This window comes from Cellulomonas sp. ES6 (assembly GCF_030053835.1).
Taxonomy (GTDB): Bacteria; Actinomycetota; Actinomycetes; order Actinomycetales; family Cellulomonadaceae; genus Cellulomonas.
Genome location: NZ_CP125655.1, coordinates 2,385,104 through 2,405,561 on the forward strand (window position 1 = coordinate 2,385,104; position 20,458 = coordinate 2,405,561).

Genomic DNA, 20,458 nt, shown 5'->3' on the forward strand with positions numbered 1-20,458 from the left:
GATCCCAGCATAGGCGAGATTGCGTGGCTCGCCCGTGAGCGGTAGCGGGCTTGAACGTCGTCCATCTGTGTTCGTCAGTACCTCCGCCCTACTGCGCTACCTCGCCCGCGAGCCAGGGACTTGCGCAGTCGCTGAGACGGTGGCCGTCGAGCCGCTCGCCGTACAAGGGGATGATCAACCTCGACCTCGGCGCCGAGGGCCGCGTCGTAGGGATCGTGATCCTCGCGGCGAGCAATCGCCTCTCTCGCTCCCCTTCTGGAGTCCGGTACGGCACGCGGCTGCCGCCAATGAGTGGTGGGCGGCAGGGCCTCCGGGAGGCAGCGGTTGCTCGGCTCTCCTCGGTCTCGCCGTTCACAGGTGCTGTCGTGGCCTCAACACCGGACTCGGATGCCCAGCCCGCTGGTGCTCACGGAGCCAGCGGCGGCTCCGAGACCGCCGCCTACGCCCTCGGAGGTGACTGATGTCAGAGCGCGTTCGGGTATCCGTGGATCTGCTGCGCCGCGCCAGCGAGATCCTGCTCGACCATCTGGAGAGCGTCGAGGGCGACGTGGTCCTCTTGGAGAGAGATCTCTTCTGGGCCATCGCCCCGGAGCAGATCCACGACGCCTACACCGAGCCCTCGACGTTCACGATCGGGCAGCTGAGCGCATGCGTGGAGAACCTCGAGCAGATCGTCGAGGACCCAGCGAGGTCGACTTCGTTCGCGCTGGCTTGGCTCGCCGACCTGCTCCGGAGCGCCGGTTACGTTGTGACGCGGTGAGCAGTCGTGCTCCTGCACGCACCGTCACGGAGGTACCTCGGCGGTCCCCATGCTCCGCCGTGCCGGCGATCGACATCACGAGTTCCCGACATTCCGGGAATGTCTCTGGAGTGTGAGTCGACTGGGCAACTCGCCGAAGGCTTGTGGCCTACGAGGGTCATGACGACGGGCACCTCACTCCATTGCTCGACGAGCACCTTGAGGAGAACGGGGGGAACGTGCTCCCGCACCTCGCCATGGCCGAATCGATTCGCTGGCTCGTGACACACAGGGAGTCGAGTCCACATGCGTGCCGTTCGGTGCTGCACTGGCCGGCGTCCGCTTTCGAACGTGGTCCCGACGATGTCCGAGGTGTCATCGCGGTGAGCGGGGTCCCTATGATTCCCGACTCGGGGCGGCCAGGCTCGGAGCTGCGGGATCTCCTGAGTCCTGTCCTTCGCCGGGCTGACCCGTGGTCGTCGGGCCGCTCGCTGTGACTGACGTGATCCGAGTCGATAGCGGGCTGTGGTCATCTTGGCCGGGTGCCCCGTGGTAGAGGAGAACCGAGCCGTTGCTGATCTCCTGGAGCAGGGCCTCATTGACTGGGTCTCGCTGCAGGAGGTCGTCTGGTACTCGACGCACGGGTTGATCGACGCCAGCACGAGAAGGCTGACGCGAAGCGTATTGAGTCGGCTCTTCACCGATGACCTCATGGTGCCGGGCAGACTCGGAGCGAGCGGCTTCGAGGACTGGAGTCCCCCGCGCTCCGAATGGACTGATCGAGCGACGAGCGAACTGGAACGCTTCGGTTGGGCGCCGATGGGAGACGGTTTGTGGCTTCGGCTGACGAGGCGGGGACGCATGATGGCCGAAGGTCGGCTTTGATTGTCACTGTCGGCCCGAGCGAACCTGTCCGGGACCGACGGTCTGCGTCCGCCCGGAGGGTTTGACGAGCGGGTCGCGCGGTCGGGGTGGTACGAGCCGCGACAGGTCAACGGGCGAGTGGCACGCACGGGGCTATCGTCCGAGCGCACCGTAACTCGAGCGCCGTCGTCCACTCGGGTCGAACTGCTGGACGGGGGCTTTGTGCAAGGACCAGCGACGTGAAGACTCCCCGAGTCGACATCACGAAACTGAAGTTCAACCCATGACTCCGGATGAATCGGGGTGAGTGGTGAGACCGGTCGGCGGGCGGGCTCAGTGCCTGCTGTGCTCCGCGAGGACGGCCAGCGCCTGCTCGCGTGTCGCGACGTACGTGACCGGGAACCCGGTCTTCGTCGACAGCCGCTGCATCTGGATGGCCACGAGGGGGTTCGAGGCGATGAAGGCGCACCAGGTCAGCCCGTTGCGCACGGCCTCGGCCATCATCGCCTCGTGGGTGCGCTGGACCCGCTCCGCCTGCGCGGGGTGGGCGCTGAAGTCGACGAGGAACGTCCAGCCGGGCCGGTTCTCCCGGTACGCGGCCGAGAGGGTGCTGACGTAGTCGTCGCAGGTGGCGTCGCTCCACAGCCCGACGCAGACGTCGGAGAGCCGGTTGAGCGTCCGGTCCCAGGAGATGTCGAAGTAGCCCTCGCCGCCCGTGGTGGGGAGCCGCAGGTCCGCCGTCTCCCGCGTCATCGCGGTTCCCATGCGCGCGATCTCGCCGACGGCGACCCGGCTGTGCTCGGCCGCCTCGGCGTTGGAGCGGGCCAGGTCGACGACCTTCGTGATCGCGGACGCGATCTGGCTGACCTCGACCGAGACCCCTTGCGTGGTCTGGCTGACCTGCTGCGTGGTCTGGCTCTGCTCCTCGACGGCGGAGGAGATCGTCAGCTGGGACTCGGAGATCTGCTCGATGATCCCGCTGACCTCCTGGATGGCGGTGACCGCCTGGGCGGAGTTCTCCTGGATCCGGCTGAGCATCTCGGTGATCTCCTCGGTGGCGCGCGCCGTCTCCTGCGCCAGGCTCTTCACCTCGGAGGCCACCACCGCGAACCCCTTGCCGGCGTCGCCGGCCCGGGCCGCCTCGATGGTCGCGTTGAGCGCGAGGAGGTTGGTCTGCCCGGCGATCGAGGTGATGGTCTGGATGATGTCGCTGATCCGGGCGGTCGAGTCGCCGAGCGTGGTGATGGTCGACGCGGCGGTCGTGACGGACTCCACCGCCCGTCGCGCGACCTGCGAGGCGGCCGACGTGGTTCCGGCGATCTCCGTGATCGAGGCGCGCAGCTGCTCGCTGGCGGCGGCGACCAGCTCGATGCTCTGGGACACGCCCTGCGCGGACGCCTCGATGGTGCTGGCCTGCTCGCTCGTGCCCCGCGCGCCGTCGCTGATCGTCTCGCCGATGATGCCGAGCTCCTCGCCGGCGATCGTCAGGAGCTTGGCCTCGGGAGCGATGGTGCCGAGCGACCCGCCGAGACGGTCGAACGCGGCACCGAGGAGCGGGGCCAGACCCAGGGGGTCGCCCTCGGCCCGCAGCTCGGCGACCCGGGTGAGGTCGCCGGTGCACGCCGCGGCGGCGAGGGTGCGCACGCGCTCGAGGGACTCGGCGACGCGGCGCTGCTGGAGCACCGCCAGGACGACGACGGCGACCGCGCCCACCGCGACAGCAGCCCACCCGACGGCGGAGGCGCTCGAGGTGCCGGCGACCACGCACAGGGCCACGACCGCCACACCCGTGTGCATCCAGCGGAGCCCGGGGAGCCGGGGCGAGGAGGGGCGAGCCGGCGTGACAGCGGCGGCTGCCGGCTTCTGGGCGATGACGGTCACGATGGCTCCAGCGGTCGATCGGGTCGACGAGTATCCCTCTCCTCGGTCACCCCGCCGGACAGCTGAGGAATTCTCCCGCGCGGTGGCGGGTGAAAGTGCGGCCCGGCGCGACCTCACCTATTCGGCCGCCGATGCTGCTGAGACCGACGAAAAAGCCGATCGTAGGCGCGGGCGCCGTCCTAGGGCCGAGGATCAGTCGCCGTAGCGGCCGAGGATCGCGGCCATCTCAGCGGTCGTGTCGGCGAGCAGTCGCTGGAGCCGGGCGAGCTCGCTGAAGTGCGCACTCAACGAGTCCCAGTACCCGCGTCCGCCGGCGAGACGCGCCGGATCGGCGAGATCGCGCTCCATCACGACCGTCTGGCCCACCGTCTTGACCTGCGCGACCGTCGCGACCACGAGGTCGGCCAACATGGCGAACCGCTGCGCGTCCTCAGCACTGAGCCGCGCGGCCTCGGGGTTCTCCTCGCCCATGCACACAGCGTGCACCGCCCGGGCCCTTCGTGTGCGGAAACAGCGCCGAGGCGCCCGTCCGCGGAAGAGTTGTGGGCCGTCCGCGACCGCCGTCCGCCGAATTGTCCAGACGCTGGAGCAAATTCCGTGTCGCATCAGGTCACCGGTTCACCCGCATTTCGGCACATGGGCGTGGGTGATTCCTCGTCCTGGATCTCAAGCCGCCGGGCGCGATGTCGATGAGCGGCCCAGTGCAGTCGTCGGGCACACGTCCGTCGACACGATCTGAGCGACCCGAGGGGTGAAGAGGATGGCGGAGGACATCGTGGAACATGGTGTGCGCGGCAAGCGGTGGACCCCGGGCGACCTCGGCATCAACGTCAAGGTGCTCAGTGCGGTGGCCATCGCCGCCGTGGTGGCCCTGCTCGTCGGTGCGCTCGGGCTGGTGGGCCTGAGCCGAGCCAACACGGCCGCCGACGAGCTGTACGAGCACGGGTTCACCGGGCTCCAGCACGTCTCGGACATGCGTTCGGCCACCATCCAGATGCGCACCGACGTCGCCAGCCAGGCGATCGCGCAGACCGACGACCTCATGAACACGTACGAGGAGGCGGTCGCCGGGGACGAGCAGGCGGTCCGTGATGCCGCCGCGCGCCTCGGCGAGCTCCCGCTCGTCGCGTCCCAGCGCACGGCTCTGCAGGCCTTCCTGAGCAACCTGGACGCCTACGCCACGGTCCGGGACGAGCGTCTGCTGCCGCTCGGGCGGCAGAACGACTACGTGGCGTGGATGGACGTCCGCGCCACGGAGGCTCAGCCGATCATCGACGCGATGATGGCTGACCTGGCCACGGTCGTCGAGGAGCAGAACTCGGTGGGCGCAGCTGCGGCCGCGGCTGCGACGTCGGCCTTCGAGACCAACCGCACGCTCGTGGTGGTGGCGCTCGTCGTGGGTCTCGTCCTCGCGCTCGGCGTCGCGGTGGTGGTCGCGCGCTCGATCGTGCGGGCACTGCGCCGGGTGGGCGACGTGTGCGCCGCCCTGCAGCGGGCGGACCTCACCGTGCGGGCGGACCTGACCTCCCGCGACGAGGTGGGGCGCATGGGCGCGGCCCTCGACAGCGCGGTGGACAACCTGCGTGCGGTGCTGTCGGCGGTCGACTCCTCGGCGGTGTCGCTCGCGGGGGCCGTCGAGGAGTTCAGCGCGACGACCGGCCAGATCACGGCCTCCGCGCAGCAGACGTCCCACCAGGCGGGCACCGTCTCGGTCGCCGCGGACCAGATCAGCCGCAACATCCAGACGGTGGCGGCGGGGTCCGAGCAGATGGGCGCCTCCATCCGGGAGATCGCGCAGAGCGCCTCGCAGGCGGCCAAGGTCGCCACGCAGGCCGTGGACTCGGCCCACGAGGCCAACACCACCGTGACGCGCCTCGGTGACTCCAGCCGGGAGATCGGGAACGTGGTGAAGGTGATCACGGCCATCGCGGAGCAGACGAACCTGCTGGCGCTGAACGCGACGATCGAGGCCGCGCGTGCCGGGGAGGCGGGCAAGGGCTTCGCGGTCGTGGCGGGCGAGGTCAAGGAGCTGGCGCAGGAGACCGCGAAGGCCACGGAGGACATCGCCCGGCGGGTCGAGGCGATCCAGGGCGACACCGAGTCCGCGGTCCGGGCGATCGGCGAGGTCTCCGACGTCATCTTCACCATCAACGGCTTCCAGGAGACGATCGCCGCCGCGGTGGAGGAGCAGACCGCGACCACCAACGAGATGAACCGCAACGTCGCCCAGGCCGCGAGCGGCTCCGGCGAGATCGCCCAGAACATCGCGGAGGTGGCCGGTGCCGCGGACGTCACCTCCGGGGCGGTGGACCAGGCCGAGAGCGCGGTCCAGGAGCTGGCCCGCATGTCGAGCGACCTGCGCGACGTCGTGGGGCGGTTCACGGTCTGACCCGGAGCCCCGTCGTGCGGGCCGGCCCTCCCCCCTCGCCGGCCCGCACGACGGACCCTCGCGCGCGACACGGCCGATGTCGCGGACACGGGACCCCACTGGCTGCTCGAGGTGATGTGGGCGTCCGCCGGTGTCGGCCTCCCGACCGGGACCAGCGCTGAGCTGCAGGTGTGGCACCACCTCCCGCGTGAACGGCGCCGACGCGCCCGCCCCTCAGGGACCGCTGACCGGGACGCCGGTCGACGCGTCGCGGGCCACTCGGGCTCCGGGCAGTGCGCCCGGGTGCTGGGGCGGCGAGGCCGCTCGCGGGCCCCTCGATCCGCCGAGGAGGTCGAGGGTGAACTGCTCGGGTGGCGCGGGACGTCCGAGCGCCCAGCCCTGGGCGGAGTCGCAGCCGAGCTCCGTCAGCAGGTCGAGGGTGGCGACGTCCTCCACGCCCTCGGCCACGACGTGCATGCCGAGGGCGTGCCCGAGGTCCACCGTCGACCGCAGGATCGCCGCGCACACGGGGTCCGACACGGCGGGGGCCACGAACGCGCGATCCACCTTCAGGACGGTGAACGGCAGGCGGCGCAGGTAGTCCAGGGACCCGTACCCCACGCCGTAGTCGTCCACCGCGAGCTGGACGCCCAGCGCCGCCAGTGCGCGCAGCGTCTGCTCGCCCCGGGGGACGTCGCGCATCGCCATGGTCTCGGTCACCTCGAGCGCGAGGGCGGAGGCCGGCAGCCCGTGCCGGTCGAGCGCGGCGCGGACGTCGGTCACGAGCCGCGGGTCGTCCACGTCGTGCGCGGAGACGTTCACCGCGACGACGAACCCGGGAACGGTCGCGCGCCAGGTCGCGCACCACCGCAGAGCGGCGTCCATCACGGCGAGCGTGACCGGCCGGATGAGCCCGGTCCTCTCCGCGGCGGGTACGAAGGCGGCGGGCCCGAGCAGCCCGTGGACGGGGTGCTGCCAGCGCACGAGCGCCTCGGCCCCCAGGGTCTCGCCCGTGGCGAGCGCCGTCACCGGCTGGAACTCCACGACGAGCTCGCCGCGCTGCACGGCTGCCACCAGGTCGCGCAGCAGCTCGGTGCCGGTCGCACCCGCGCCGGTGCGCCCCGCCGGGGCCGGCTCGTCCCGTGCGACGCGTCCGCTGCGTCGCCGGGCGGACCACAGGGCGACGTCGGCACGCCGGGCGAGCTCCGGCAGGGTCACGGGGACCCCGGGGGCGACGGCGATCCCGACAGCGGCACCGGTGGTCAGGTCCATGCCGTTCACGGCGACGGTCCCCCCGAGCCGGGCGAGGACCTGCTCGGCCTGGGCGTCCGCCGCGGTCTCGTCCGCCACGCTGGTCGAGAGCGCGAACAGGTCCCGGCTGACCCGGACGGCGAGGGCGTGCGGGGGAGCCACCTCCTCCAGCTCGCGTGCGACGGCCCGCAGCATGTCGTCCGCCGGCTCGTGCCCGAGCGTCTCGACGACGTCCCGGTACCCGTCCAGACCGATCAGCAGGAGCGCCGGCCGCCCGCGGGCCGGGTCGTGGGCCCGGCGCGACTCGATGTGGTTCCGCAGGCCGGCGACGTTGGCCAGTCCGGTGAGCGGGTCGGTGACCGCGTCGCGCGCGAGGCGGACGTTCTTCTCCCGGAGGTCGGCCAGGACGCCCCAGAAGCGCGTCATCATCGCCGCGACCATGAGGACGCCGATCGTGCTGACCTCGACGACCGGGATCGACCTGCCGGTGACGTCGGCCGCGATCAAGGTGATCGGCACGACGCTCGCGGACAGGGCCATGAGCACGAAGTGCATCCCGCTGAGCTCACTGCTGGGTCCGGGCGCGTCACCGCCGCCCGTGGCCTGCCGTCGAGCGGCGCCGGCGAGCGTGACGTACCCGATCAGCCACAGCGAGTCCACGAGGTGCAGCCGGCCGGCGATGACCGGCTGCGTCTGCCCGACCTGGAAGAGCACGTCGGCCACCAGGATCACCGCGACGGCCACGAGCGTGAGCCGGTAGGCGCTGCGGCGTCGACCGACGGCGCTGCTGCTGCGCGCGAGCGTGACGATCAGCAGGGCGTCACCGATCGGGTAGACCGCGCCGACCAGACCTGCTGCGGGGTCCGCCTGCCACACGCGCACCGCGGGGACCAGCACCAGCAGCCACAGCGCGAGCAGGAGGCCGCCGACCATGAGGAACGCGTCCAGCCACCAGACGGGACGACGACCCGGTGGGGCAGGGAAGGCCCGGATCAGCCCCGCCGCCAGGAGGGGGTAGCTGGTGAGGTAGGCGAGGTCCGCGACCGACGGGTACGGCGGGACGTCGGTCCCCAGCTCCAGGACCGTCCACACCGCATCGCCCAGCACCCACGCGCCGACACCCAGCAGCAGCAGCGCCCAGGCCCGCCGCGGCGCCCCGGTCATCTGCCGCTGGGCCCGGAGCACGGCGACCGCGGCACCGACCGCCACGACGACGAACACCACGTCACGGGGCGGGCCGTCGGGCAGCACGGCGTGAAGCGCGATCGCGCCCGCACCCGCACTCAGCGCGAGGTGCCCCCGGCCGCGTCGCCTCCCCATGCACCGCGCCATCGGCACCGCCTGACGGCACTTGACCCGGCGGGCGGAGATTCATCCGCGTGGACGAGCCGGTCGCGGGGCTTCGCCTCGGGGGCACGCGGACCCCCCGCCCGGCGTCACCCGACGGTCAGCGGACGGCCGGGAACAGCTCCGCGACCAGGTGCCGCCGGGCCAGCGCGGCGGCACCCTCCACCGTGGCGGCGCCCCCCAGCGCGCTCGGCAGCACCTCGGTGTGGCCGGACAACCCCGCGAGCTCGCTGCGGACCCAGCGCACGACCAGCGGGTGCTCGCCGACGGGCCCGCCGAGCACCACCACCTCCGGGTCGAGCACGGCGACGAGGGCCGTGACCACCCGCGCCACCTCGCGCGCGTGCTCGCGCAGCGCGGCGACCGCTGCGGGATCGCCGGTCTCGGCCCGGGCGAGCAGGGCATCGATCTGTGCCCGCAGGTCGCCCGACGCCGGGCGGCCGCGAACGCGCGCGACGAGCGCGGCGGCGCCGAGGTGGCGCTCCGCTCCGAGCTCTTGGGGTGCCCGGTCAGGTGCCCAGGGGAAGGGCAGGTCGGCGACCTCTCCGGCGCCGCCGCGCGCGCCGTGCACGAGGGTGCCGCCGACCACGACGCCGGCGCCGATCCGCTCGCCCACCTGCAGGAAGACCGCGTCCTTCCGTCCGGCGGCGACGCCCTGCGCGGTCTCGGCCAGCACGGCGCAGTTGACGTTGTTCTCCGCGAGCACCGGGACGCCGGCGGGCAGCCCGAGGCGGGCCAGCACCTCCTCCGCGGCCAGGCCGCCCAGCGACGGACCCTCGCGTCCGGTGAGCCGGTGGTCGGCCCGCACCGGCTTGGGCAGCGCCACCGCGACCACGCGCAGCGGGCCGGCAGCCGCCAGGCCGGACCGCAGCCCGGCGAGCGCCTCCGCCGCGACCTCGAGCAGCCGTTCCACGGACCCCGCTTGCCGGAGCGTGGCGTGCCGTTCACCGAGCCTCTCGCCGCTGACGCCGCGGGCAGCGAGCCGGACCTGGCCGTTGCCCAGGTCGATGCCCAGGGTCCAGCCGGCCGCGGGGGACACGGCGTAGACCGCCGGGGACCGTCCTGCCGCACCCGATCGTGGTGCTCGAGGCACGACCAGCCCCGCGCGCTCGAGCTCGGCGACGGCGAGCGAGACCGTGGGCTTCGACAGCCGCAGACGTGCGCTGAGCTCGGGCCGGGTGGCCGGGCCGCCGTCGACGAGCTGCATGCCGATCACCTGGGCGGTCGCGGAGAGGTGGGGCAGCGCCACGGCCGACCGCACGGGAACGGCGCGGCGGGCGTCGGCCGGGCGGCCCGGCGTCGCGGCCGCGTCCCCGGCGACCCGCTCGACGGAGATCCCGCCGGGTAGGGCGAACGTCCGACCGGGACGCGGGCCGGGCGCGGACCGGACGAGCAGGCCGGGGAGCTGCACCGTGGTGCGACGGTCGTGGCGCAGGTCGAGCTCGGCGATCTCTGCGGGGAGCGGCTCGACGGGCAGACCGGAGGCCACCCGCTGCGCCAGCGTCCCCGCGGCCGGGCCGACGACGGTGGCACCGGGCAGCAGACCGCCGACGACGCGCACCCAGCACGCGCGGACGACGTCCTGCGGATCCTGGGCGGTCCGACCCGAGTACACCCCGCGGGCGAGCCGGATCAGGGTGCCGCGCCGCACCGCCCGGCTGAGCACCGCCGGGTCGGCCTCGCCCGCAAGCACCACGTCCGCCCAGTCCCGTCGCATGCCCTGCTCCTTGGTCAAGGTCGGTCGGTGCGGTCAAGCGTCCGCCGCCCCGGGATCGGTGGACTGCACGCCTGTTGCTTGACCATGGCATCGCACCTTGACCATGACAGGCTGTCTCTCGCTCTCGATCCTAGCGTCGCCGCTCGTAAGGGCACTTGCCTAACGAACCCGAGAGGTGCGATCAGCGATGACGCCGCACGAGGTCCTCATCCCCTTCCGCGACGGCGTCAGGGCGCAACCCGACGCGGTCCGGGCCACGGTCGGCCGGACCACTGACTGGCTCGCGGAGCGCGCGTCCACGCCCCGCCCGGCGGGAGTCCTCCTCGCGGGGATCGGCGCCTCGCACGCCGTCCTCGCGGCGCCGGTGCGCGAGCTGCGCCGCGGCGGCGTCCCCGCGTTCCGGTCGACCGGTGACGACCTGCCGCCGGGCTCGCCGGTGCCGGCCGACCTCACGGTCGCCGTCTCCCAGTCGGGGCGCAGCCCCGAGACGCTGGACGCGGCCACCCGCGGGCCGCGCAGCCTCGCGGTGGTCAACCAGCCGGCGTCCCCCCTGGCGAGCGCCACCGACGACGTCCTGTTCCTCGGGGGCCTGGTGGACTCCGGGATGTCGTCGGTCGCGGTCGCCGCGACAGCGGTGGCGCTCGGCATGCTGGTCGAGCACCGCGTGGACGGCGCCGTCTCCGAGACGTGGCAGCGGCTGCCCGACGCGTTGCACGCCGTGCTGGACGACGCGGCGACGGCACGCGCGCTCGCCGGGTTCGCCTCCCGGGCGGCCGGGCTCGGCTGCGTCGACGTGGTCGGTCGGGCCGCGAGCGCCGGTGCTGCCGAGCAGGGCGCCCTGCTGCTCCGTGAGGGCCCGAAGGTGCCCTCCCTCGGCGCCACGACGCGCACCTACCTGCACGGCATGACCGACGCGGTCGGCCGCGTGGCGCACGTACTGGTCGGCGGCGGTCGGGAGGCGGCGCTGGGTGCTCAGCTGGCCGAGCACGACGTCCCGGTGCTCCTGGTCACCGACGAGGACGTGGCGGTGCCGGCGGGTGTCGGCGCGGTGCGGTTGCCCACCCTGCCGCCGCTCGCCGCGGTGGTCACCGAGGTGGCCGTGCTGCAGCTGCTCGCCCTGGAGCTCGGGTCGGTGCTCGGAACGGACGTGGACGCCGGGGTGCTGACCCGGGTCGACACCAAGGTGACCACCGACGTGGTCGGCGGGGCCGACCGGTGAGCCACCTCGTGGCCGGCGTCGACGTCGGCGGGACCAAGACCCGCGTGCGGGTGGAGACGGCCGACGGGCACGAGGTCGCGGACGCGACCGCCCCCACCACCGGCTGGCGCGGCACGTCCTTCGAGGTGAAGGCCGAGCTGATCGCCCAGCGGCTGTCCGCGCTCGCCGAGCCTCGGACGGCGACGGGCCTGGCAGCGGTCGCCGTCGGAGCCCACGGCTGCGACCTCGAGGAGGAGAGCGAGGAGCTGCGCTCGCGGCTCGAGGAGCGGCTGCCCGGCGTCCTGTGCGTCGTGGTGAACGACGCCGAGCTGGTCGCCCCCGCGGCCGGGTCCCCGGAGGCGGTGGGTCTGATCGCCGGGACCGGCTCGGTCGCGGTCGGCCGCACCCCCGACGGGCGCCGGGTCCACGCCGGTGGCTGGGGCTGGGTCGTCGGGGACGAGGGCGGCGCCGCCGGGATCGTGCGGGAGGCGGTGCGTGCGTCCCTGCGCGCCGTCGAGGACGGCCGTCGCGACCCCCTGCCGGAGCAGCTCTGCCGGGCGCTCGCGGTCGAGCACCCCCTCGACCTGCCCGGACGGCTCGTGGCGCAGGACCCCGCGACGTGGAGCACGCACGCAGCCCTCGTCTTCGACGCCGCGGCCGCCGGCTCGGCCGTCGCGGAGCAGCTCGTGGTCGAGGCCGGCGAGGCGCTCGCCGACCTGGTGCACCGGGTCGTCTCGCGTGGAGCGCGCGCCACCCGGGTCGTCGCCGCAGGCGGCGTGGTGGTGTCCCAGCCGGCGCTCCGCGACGCCCTGCGCGCCGGCCTCCGCGCCCGGCACCTGCCCCTGCCCGTCGACCTGCTCGACGCACCGCCCGTCGCCGGTGCGCTCGCCCTGGCGCGCACCGCCCTCGACCGCACCTCCCTCTCCCCACGAAAGGCACTGCGATGACGCAGCCCTCCCCGTCCCCGACCACCACCAGCGCCGCGGCCCCGACGCCCCCCGTGCGTCGCCGACGCCGCTTCGCCCTGCCGAACACCTACGCGATCCTGCTCGCGCTCACCGCCGTGGTGTGGGCGCTGGGGTTCCTGGTGCCCGCCGGCCAGTACGACGTCGTCGACGGGTCCCCCGTCCCCGGCTCGTACCACCATGTCGACCTCGACGCCTCGTTCGGCGAGCGGGTGATGGACCTGTTCCAGGCCCCGGTGAACGGCCTGTACGGCGTCGAGGACCCCGGCTCGGGGTTCGTGGGTCCGTATGAGTCGGGCAGCCTCACCGGAGCCGCCGGCGTGTTCCTGTTCGTGCTGGCGATCGGCGCCTTCATCGTGACCACGACCCGCACCGGAGCGATCGACGCCGGGATCGGTCGCGTGGCCGCCCGGTTCCGCACCCGAGGCGCGGCGGTGATCGTCGCCCTCATGGTGCTCATCACCCTCGGCGGGTCGACGTTCGGGCTCGGCGAGGAGACGCTCGGCTTCTACGCCATCCTCATCCCGCTGCTGCTCAGCCTCGGCTTCGACCGCATGACCGCCGTCGGTGTCGTCCTGGTCGGCTCGGTCGTCGGCAACATGGCCTCGACGGTGAACCCCTTCATGACCGGCGCGGCGTCCGACGCCGCCGGCATCCCGATCGGGCAGGGCATCGGCCTGCGCGCGCTGCTGCTGGTGGTGTTCAGCGGCCTGGCGATCGCGTACGTGGTGCGGTACTCCGTGCGGGTCCGCCGCGACCCCTCCCGGTCGGCGGTCGGGTTCACCACGGACGACGCCGAGCTCGCGGCGGGCGTGGACGCCGGGTCGCTGGTGATGACCGGCCGCCAGAAGGCGGTCATCACCCTGTTCGCAGCGACGTTCGTGTTCATGGTGTTCGCCCTCGTGCCCTGGGCGCAGGTCCTCCACGGCCCGGCCGCCGCATCGTACGGCTGGCAGCTGGACTGGTACTTCCCCGAGCTCACGGCGCTGTTCCTCGTGATGGCCGTCATGATCGGTCTCGTCGGCCGGATGCGGGGCGAGGCGCTCGTCGGGTCGGTGCTCGCGGGGGCGTCGGAGTTCCTCGGCGCCGCGCTCGTCATCGTCCTGGCGCGCGGCATCACCGTCGTGATGCACAACGCGCTCATGACGGACACCGTGCTGCACGCGCTCGAGGGCGTGGTGTCCGGCGCGGGGGGCGGGGCGTTCGGCGTCCTGGTCTACCTGGTGAACGTGCCGATGTCGTTCCTCGTGCCCAGCTCGTCGGGACTCGCGACCCTGGCGATGCCCGTCCTGGCGCCCCTGGCCGACTTCGCCGGTGTCGGGCGCGACCTCGTCGTGACGGCGTTCCAGTGCGCCGTCGGGACGGTGGCGCTCGTGACGCCGACCTCGGCGATCGTGATGGGCGGCCTGTCACTCGCGAAGGTGCCGTACGGGCGCTACGTGCGGTGGGTGCTCCCGCTCCTCGCCGTGCTGGTGGTGGGTTCGATCGCGACGGTGCTGCTCGCGGCAGCCGTGTGATCGGCCGGGGGGGCGCGCGGGGCTCGTCGTCGCCGGGCCCCGTCGCCCCGCCCGCTCAGCCGTCCCCCCGCCGCGCGCTCGCCTCCTGCCCGCGGACCTGCTCCAGCCGCGCCTCCAGGGCCGCCGTGCCACCGGCCCAGGCGTCGGACCCGAGGACGAGGCGCAGCGGCGCCGGCTCGGTGTCGACGGCGTCGATCAGCTGACCTGCCGCCGCCGTCGGGGCCGCGTCCGCCGGACCGCCGCTCACCGACCGGCGGGAGCCTCCGCGCCGCGCCGTCGCCGCGCGGGGTCCGTGATCCAGTGCGTCGTCCGCGCGACGGCGCGCCGCGTCATGAACCGGACGGCCACCGACGCGGCCCGGTTCCCTCGGCCGTCGATGACGCTCGGCCCGGGGTCGCGACGCCCGAGGTGCGCGAGCGCGGTCGCGACGACGTCGTCGGGGGTGCGCATCCGGGCGCCCGCGGTCGCGTCGTCGGTGCCGACGACGGCGTTGAACTCGGTGCTGGTGGCGCCCGGGGAGAGCGCGAAGACGGTCACCCCGGTGCCACGGGTCTCGGCCCAGAGCGCCTCGCTGAAGCTGAGGACGAACGCCTTGGTGGCGCCGTACACGGCCATCCGCGGCGTGGGGTTGTACCCGGCGATGCTGGCGACGTTGATGACGAAGCCGTTCCCGGCGGCGACCATGCCGGGCAGGAACGCGGCGGTGAGCTGCACGGGCGCGGTGACGTCGACGGCGATCTCCTCGAGCAGGCGCTCCGGGTCCTCGTCGACGAACGGGCCGAACGTGCCGAAGCCGGCGTTGTTGACCAGGCCGGTCACGCGCAGGCCGCGTGACGTGACCTGGGCGCGCAGGTCCGCGCCGGCGGTCGGGGAGGCGAGGTCGGCGGCGAGCGGCGTCGCGGTGACGGGGTGGGCGGCCTCGATCTCGGCGGCGAGCGACCGGAGCCGGTCCAGGCGGCGGGCCACGAGGACGACGTCGGCACCGCGGGCAGCGAGGGCCCGGGCGAAGGCGGCGCCGATGCCGGACGAGGCCCCGGTGACGAGGACGGTCCGGTCGGCGGAGGAGGCGAGGGGCACGGCTGCTCCAGGGGTTGCGGGCCGCGGGGGTGCGGCGCTCTGCACGTTATGCCTGGTTGGCACTGAGTGTCAACCAGTCCCTCCTGTACCGTTGGGTCATGCCGGACAGCGCGTCACTCTGGGAACGGTCGCGCCAGGCCGCGTACGCCGAGATCACCGCCGTCGCGATGCGGCTGTTCCTCGACCAGGGGTTCGAGCAGACGACGATCGACCAGATCGCCGCGACCGCCGGGATCTCCCGCCGGTCGTTCTTCCGGTACTTCGGGACCAAGGAGGACGTCGTGCTTGGCGACCTCGCCCGCGACGGGGAGCGCGTGCGCGAGGCGCTGGAGGCCGTGCCGGTCACGACCGGGCCCTGGGAGGCGTTGCGCGAGGCGCTCGCGGCGGTCGACGCGCTGACGGGGGACCGCGAGACGATGCTGCGGGTCGCGACGATGATGTACGAGACGCCGTCGCTGCGGTCCCGCAGCATCGAGAAGCACCTGCACTGGCAGGAGCTCCTCGTGCCGGACGTCCGGGCGCGGCTCGAGCACGCCGGCCACGACGCCGCCGGCGCGGCCGTCGCGGCGACCGCGATCGTCGCCAGCGCCATCGCCTGCCTGGACGTCGCGGGGGAGCAGTGGACGCGCAGCGGCGGCACCGGCGACCTCGCCGCGCTGTACGACACCGCCGTCGCGGCGGTCCGCTCCGCGGCCTGACCGCGTCGGGGCGCCGTCGCGCGCACCCCGCCCGCGTCGCCCCCGGGCCCGGCAGCGGCCCCGCCCCGGCACCGTCAGCCGACCGTCAGGTCCGCCCGCCGCCCCCCGGCAGGTCGCCCCCGTTGACTCGTCCCCGTCGTGCTCCCCCCACCCCGACGGGATCCCCATGTCGCTCGCCCTGTACCGCCTCGGCCACCTGATCGGCCGGCACCGCCTGCTGGTCCTCGTGCTCTGGGTCGTCGTCGCGCTCGGCGTGGTCGCCGGGTCGCGCGCGGTGGGGTCGGCGTACCAGGACGACTACACGATCCCCGGCACGGAGTCCCAGCAGGGGCAGGACGTGCTGGAGCAGCGGTTCGGGGACGCGGCGTCCGGCGCCAGCGGGCAGGTGCTGTACCGCGTCGCGGACGGGCACGACGTGGCGGCGGCGCCGGCGGCGGACGTCGTGGCGGCGAGCCTCGACGCGATCGGGGCGGTGCCGGGCGTCGCGAGCGTGACCGCCGCGGAGGACCTGCGGGTCGACGAGGAGGGCGATGCGGCCCTCGCGACGATCCAGTTCGAGGACGCGGAGCCGGACGACGCGGTGCTCGAGGCGGCGCAGGACGCCGCGACGGTCGACGAGGACGGCGTGACCTCGACGGTGGGGGGCTCGGCGTTCGGCAACGGCGTGGCGGAGCTCGACCACACCGCGGAGGTCATCGGCGTGGGGGTCGCGCTGGTGGTGCTGGTGCTGACGTTCGGCTCGCTGCTGGCCGCGGGCATGCCGATCCTCACCGCCGGCGTGGGCGTGCTGCTGACGACGGGGGTGCTGGGGCTGGTCTCGCAGGTCGCGGCCGTGTCGACGACGTCCCCGAGCTTCGCGTCGATGCTGGGGCTCGCCGTCGGGATCGACTACGCGCTGTTCATCCTGTCGCGGCACCGGCACCAGCTCGCCGAGGGCGTGCCGCCGCGGGAGTCGATGGCGCGGGCGCTGGGGACGTCGGGCAGCGCCGTGGTGTTCGCGGGGCTGACGGTCGTCATCTCGCTGGCCGGGCTCGCGGTGGTGGGGATCCCGCTGCTGACGGGCATGGGCATGGCCGGGGCGTTCGCGGTGGCGACCGCGGTGCTCGTGGCGCTGACGCTGGTGCCGGCGCTGGCCCTCCTGGCCGGCGACCGCCTGCGTCCCCGCCCGCGGCGTGGCGCGAGCCGCCGCGGTGCCGCGGCCGGCCGGCCCTCGCTGTCGCAGCGCTGGGTCCGCCTCGTCACCCGGGTGCCGGCGCTCACGATCGGCGTGGTCGTGGCGGTGCTGGCCGTGCTCGCGCTGCCCGCGTTCCGCATCTCCCTGGCCCTGCCGGACCCGAGCACGCAGGAGGTCGGCACGCCGGAGCGCGACCACTTCGACGCGGTGAGCGAGACCTTCGGGCCGGGGTGGAACGCGCCCCTGCTGATCACGGCGGACGTCCTCGCGAGCACCGTCCCGGTCGCGACGGTCGACGAGCTGGCGGACGCCGTCGCGGCCGTCCCGGGCGTCGTCGCCGTGGACACCGCGACCCCGAACCCGGGCGGCGACACCGCGCTGCTGCGCATCGTCCCGGAGGGCGCGCAGTCCGACCCCGCCACGGTGGACCTGGTGCACGAGCTGCGGGAGCGGGCGCCGGCGATCGAGGAGGCGACCGGCGTCTCCGACCTGCGGGTCACCGGGACCACCGCGGTCAACATCGACATCTCCGAGCAGCTCGCCGACGCGCTGCTGCCGTTCGGGCTGACGGTGGTGGGCCTGTCGTTCGTGCTCCTGCTGCTGGTGTTCCGGTCGGTCGCGGTGCCGCTCAAGGCCACCGTCGGGTACGTGCTGTCCGTGGGCGCGTCGTTCGGGGCGATCGTCGCGGTGTTCCAGTGGGGCTGGTTCCCGGTGCTGCTGTTCGGGCAGAGCCCGGGGCCGGTCGTCAGCTTCCTGCCGATCATCGTCATGGGCGTGCTGTTCGGGCTCGCGATGGACTACGAGATGTTCCTGGTCAGCCGGATGCGGGAGCAGTACGCGCACGGGCAGCCGGCCCGCGAGGCGGTGCTGGACGGGTTCCGGCACTCGGCGCCGGTCGTCGCGGCGGCGGCGGTCATCATGGTCGCGGTGTTCTCCGCGTTCGTGCCCTCGGGCGCGGCCACGCTGAAGCCGATCGCCCTCGGCCTCGCCGTGGGCGTGCTGGTCGACGCGTTCCTGGTCCGGATGACGCTCGTGCCGGCGGTGCTCGTGCTGCTGGGCGACCGGGCGTGGTGGCTGCCGCGCCGGCTGGCCCGCGTCCTGCCCGTCGTCGACGTGGAGGGCCAGGCGGTGGAGCGGCACGTGGCCGCCGGCAGCCGATCGGGCCGCGCCGGACCGCCGCTGCTGGTGGCCCGCGGGCTGGTGGTGCGGGAGGGGGACGCCCCGCTGGACGTGTGGGCGGACGCCGGCGACGTCGTCGCGCTCCGTGTGGGGGACCTGGCGGCCGCCCGCGCGGTGTCCCTGGCCCTGACGGCGCGGGCCCGGACCGTCTCCGGCGAGCTGGCCGTGGCGGGCCGCATCCTCCCCGAGCAGGCCGAGGAGGCGCGGTGCCTGGTCGCCGCCCCCACGGCCGCGGACGTCCCCGGCGGCACGACCGCCGAGGAGTACGCGCGCAGGACCCTCGCCCTGAGCCCCGGGTCCCGCCGCGTCCGCCGTGCCCGGGTCGACCGGGTGCGTGCCGTGCTCGGCGACCTCGGCGCACCGACCGACGCCCTGGACCCCGCCGCCCGGCTGCGGCTGGCCGCCACCGTGGCGCTCGCGGGCGGCGCCCGCCTGCTGGTGCTCACCGACGCGCCCGCCGGGCTCGCCGCGACGCTGCTGCGCCACGGCGCCACCGTCGTCCGCCTCGACCTCGCCGCCGCCCCCGTCACCCAGGAGCTGGAGACCGTCCGATGACCCGCACCACCCGCACGCGGGCGGTGGCGCTCGCCGCGCTCGCCGCCGTGCTGCTGCCCGTCCTGGCGACCGCCGTCCTGATCTGGAGCTTCGCCGACCGCGCGGACGCCGTGGACCGGATCCCCGCCGCGATCGTGAACGAGGACGAGATCGTCCGCGGCGACACCCCCATGGCGGCGGGCCGGGCGCTGTCGTCCGCGCTCATCCACCCGGAGGACGGCACGACCTCCCTCGACTGGCGCCTGACCTCCGCCGAGGACGCGGAGCAGGGCCTCGCCGACGGCACCTACGACGCCGTGCTCACCATCCAGGAGAGCTTCTCGGCCGACGTGCTGTCGTCCGGCGGCGACGACCCCCGGACGGCGCAGCTCGTGCTCGAGACCGACCCCGCGTCCTCCACGGTCGGCGCGGTCGCGAGCCGTGCCGTCGCCGACGGTGCGGCGCAGAGCCTGGGCGACCAGGTCACCGAGGCGTACCTCACGCAGGTCTACGCGGGGATGGACGACCTGTCCGGCGCGCTGACCGAGGCGACGGCGGGCGCGTCCGACCTGACGGACGGCCTCGACGCGCTGAGCAGCGGGGCCGACTCGGTCGCGCAGGGCGCGTCGTCCCTCGCGGAGGGTGCCGGCACGCTCGGCACCGGTACCGCCTCGGTGAGCGCGGGGGCGGCGTCGCTCGCCGGCGGCGCGCAGGACCTGTCCGGGGGAGCCGCGTCCCTGGCCGCCGGCACCGGGGACCTCGCGGCGGCCGCGGCCTCGGTCGACTCCGCCGCCGGGTCGCTCGCGACGGGCAGCCAGAGCCTGGCGTCGTCGCTCGCGGCGCTGTCGGAGGCGTGCCCGCCCGTGCCCGGGTCGGAGCCGTTCTGCGCCCAGCTCGACGCGACGGCCCGGGCCGCGGCCACGGTCGCCTCCGGGGGCGCGGACCTCGCGGCGGGCACCGCGGGGCTGTCCGCGGGTGCGGCGGGCGTCGACGACGCGGCCGGCCAGGTGGCGTCCGGGGCGGCCGGCCTGGCGTCCGGGGCGGCGGACCTCGCCACGGGTGCGTCCGAGGCGGCCGGGGGCGCGGCGCAGCTCGGGTCCGGCGCCGCGGACCTGGCCTCCGGCGCGGACGAGGTCGCCGCCGGGGCGGCCACCGCGGCGACGTCCTCCCGGTCGCTCGCCGACGGTCTCGCGTCCGGGGCCGCCCAGGTGCCCGCCGTCGGAGGGGACGACGCCGAGCGGCTCGCCGACGTCGTGACCGAGCCCGTGGCGGTGAGCGAGATCGCCGGGTCCGAGGCGGACGGGTGGCTCGCCGCGACGGTCACCGCGGTGGTGCTCTGGCTGGGGGCCGTCACGGTGGCGCTGGTCGGACGGCGCCCGGGCCGACGGGAGCTCGACGCCCCGGTGCGGACCCGGCGCCTGGTCCGCCGCGTGCTCGCGCCCCGGGCGCTGGTGGCGGCGGTCGCGACGCTGGCGTGCACCGCGACCCTCGCGGTCGGCGGCGCGTCCGTCGCGGAGCCGCTGCCCTTCGCCGGCCTGGCGCTGCTGGGCGGCCTCGCGTTCACGCTGCTCGCCTCGGGCGCGGTGACCGCGCTCCCGCGGGCGGGCGTGCCGGCGCTCGCCGTCCTCACCGTGCTGGAGATCGCCGCGGTGGGCGGCCTGGTACCCCTGGAGACCGCCCCGGCCCCGCTCGCCGCGCTGCACGGGCTGCTGCCCCTGGGCGCGTTCGCCGACGCGGCCGCCGCGCTCGCCACCGGCGGTGCCGGCGGGTCCGGCGTCGCCCTCGGCACCGACCTGGCCGTGCTGGTGGCGTGGGGTGCGGCCGGCCTCGCGCTCGCTGCCGCGGGCATCCGCCGGCAGCGCCTCGTCCCGGTGCCCGTGGTCCCCGCCGTGCCCGCTCCGCGGCCGCCCGTCCTCACGCCCGCGGCCTGACGGGCGTGCGAGGCTGAC

Annotated in this window: 14 protein-coding genes; 8 read left to right on the forward strand and 6 right to left on the reverse strand. The window is 74.7% G+C overall.

Annotated features, from left to right (window positions below; translation table 11 throughout):
* Window positions 1-460 precede the first annotated feature (460 nt).
* A complete protein-coding gene (locus tag P9841_RS11195) occupies window positions 461-760 on the forward strand; it encodes a hypothetical protein (protein WP_283318762.1) in 300 nt (99 codons plus the stop codon).
* Between the two features lie 1,176 nt (window positions 761-1,936).
* On the opposite strand, the gene P9841_RS11200 is transcribed toward P9841_RS11195, so the two are convergent.
* Window positions 1,937-3,484: a methyl-accepting chemotaxis protein gene (locus P9841_RS11200; RefSeq protein ID WP_283318763.1), complete on the reverse strand. Its 1,548-nt coding sequence runs from the start codon at window positions 3,482-3,484 to the stop codon at window positions 1,937-1,939.
* Window positions 3,485-3,676: 192 nt separating this feature from the next.
* The gene (locus tag P9841_RS11205; RefSeq protein WP_283318764.1) at window positions 3,677-3,955 is read right to left on the reverse strand and encodes a hypothetical protein; all 279 of its coding nucleotides are present in this window, start codon (window positions 3,953-3,955) and stop codon (window positions 3,677-3,679) included.
* Window positions 3,956-4,244: 289 nt separating this feature from the next.
* On the opposite strand from P9841_RS11205, the gene P9841_RS11210 reads away from it, so the two are divergent.
* Entirely contained in the window at window positions 4,245-5,873 is a 1,629-nt protein-coding gene (locus P9841_RS11210; RefSeq protein WP_283318765.1) for a methyl-accepting chemotaxis protein, read from the forward strand.
* A gap of 213 nt (window positions 5,874-6,086) precedes the next feature.
* On the opposite strand, the gene P9841_RS11215 is transcribed toward P9841_RS11210, so the two are convergent.
* Window positions 6,087-8,423, reverse strand: a complete 2,337-nt coding sequence (locus P9841_RS11215) for a putative bifunctional diguanylate cyclase/phosphodiesterase (protein WP_283318766.1) — start codon at window positions 8,421-8,423, stop codon at window positions 6,087-6,089.
* 127 nt (window positions 8,424-8,550) lie between these two features.
* Window positions 8,551-10,167 carry an ROK family transcriptional regulator gene (locus P9841_RS11220; RefSeq protein WP_283318767.1) on the reverse strand — a complete coding sequence of 539 codons (1,617 nt, stop codon included), beginning with the start codon at window positions 10,165-10,167 and terminating at the stop codon, window positions 8,551-8,553.
* A 187-nt stretch (window positions 10,168-10,354) separates the two neighbouring features.
* On the opposite strand from P9841_RS11220, the gene P9841_RS11225 reads away from it, so the two are divergent.
* Genes P9841_RS11225 through P9841_RS11235 form a run of 3 tightly spaced genes read left to right on the forward strand, consistent with a single transcriptional unit; the run spans window position 10,355 to window position 13,847 of the window.
* On the forward strand, window positions 10,355-11,386 hold the full coding sequence (locus P9841_RS11225; protein ID WP_283318768.1) for an SIS domain-containing protein: 1,032 nt from the start codon (window positions 10,355-10,357) through the stop codon (window positions 11,384-11,386).
* On the forward strand, window positions 11,383-12,312 hold the full coding sequence (locus P9841_RS11230; protein ID WP_283318769.1) for an N-acetylglucosamine kinase: 930 nt from the start codon (window positions 11,383-11,385) through the stop codon (window positions 12,310-12,312). Before P9841_RS11225 ends, P9841_RS11230 begins: the two co-directional genes overlap by 4 nt.
* A complete protein-coding gene (locus tag P9841_RS11235; RefSeq protein WP_283318770.1) occupies window positions 12,309-13,847 on the forward strand; it encodes a YfcC family protein in 1,539 nt (512 codons plus the stop codon). The genes P9841_RS11230 and P9841_RS11235 overlap by 4 nt, the downstream gene beginning before the upstream one ends.
* A gap of 55 nt (window positions 13,848-13,902) precedes the next feature.
* Here the strand turns inward: P9841_RS11235 and P9841_RS11240 are convergent, their stop codons facing one another.
* Together P9841_RS11240 and P9841_RS11245 are read right to left on the reverse strand one after the other, a co-directional pair.
* Window positions 13,903-14,094, reverse strand: coding sequence for a hypothetical protein (locus P9841_RS11240; RefSeq protein ID WP_283318771.1), 192 nt, complete (start codon window positions 14,092-14,094; stop codon window positions 13,903-13,905).
* The gene (locus tag P9841_RS11245; protein ID WP_283318772.1) at window positions 14,091-14,924 is read right to left on the reverse strand and encodes an SDR family NAD(P)-dependent oxidoreductase; all 834 of its coding nucleotides are present in this window, start codon (window positions 14,922-14,924) and stop codon (window positions 14,091-14,093) included. The genes P9841_RS11240 and P9841_RS11245 overlap by 4 nt, the downstream gene beginning before the upstream one ends.
* A gap of 98 nt (window positions 14,925-15,022) precedes the next feature.
* Between P9841_RS11245 and P9841_RS11250 the strand changes: the two genes are divergently transcribed.
* The 3 genes from P9841_RS11250 (at window position 15,023) to P9841_RS11260 (ending at window position 20,440) form a co-directional block, all read left to right on the forward strand.
* Complete coding sequence (locus tag P9841_RS11250; protein ID WP_283318773.1) at window positions 15,023-15,622, forward strand: TetR/AcrR family transcriptional regulator; 600 nt, start codon at window positions 15,023-15,025, stop codon at window positions 15,620-15,622.
* 166 nt (window positions 15,623-15,788) lie between these two features.
* The gene (locus P9841_RS11255) at window positions 15,789-18,530 is read left to right on the forward strand and encodes an MMPL family transporter (protein ID WP_283318774.1); all 2,742 of its coding nucleotides are present in this window, start codon (window positions 15,789-15,791) and stop codon (window positions 18,528-18,530) included.
* Window positions 18,527-20,440: a YhgE/Pip domain-containing protein gene (locus P9841_RS11260; protein ID WP_283318775.1), complete on the forward strand. Its 1,914-nt coding sequence runs from the start codon at window positions 18,527-18,529 to the stop codon at window positions 20,438-20,440. The genes P9841_RS11255 and P9841_RS11260 overlap by 4 nt, the downstream gene beginning before the upstream one ends.
* The last annotated feature ends 18 nt before the right edge of the window (window positions 20,441-20,458 follow it).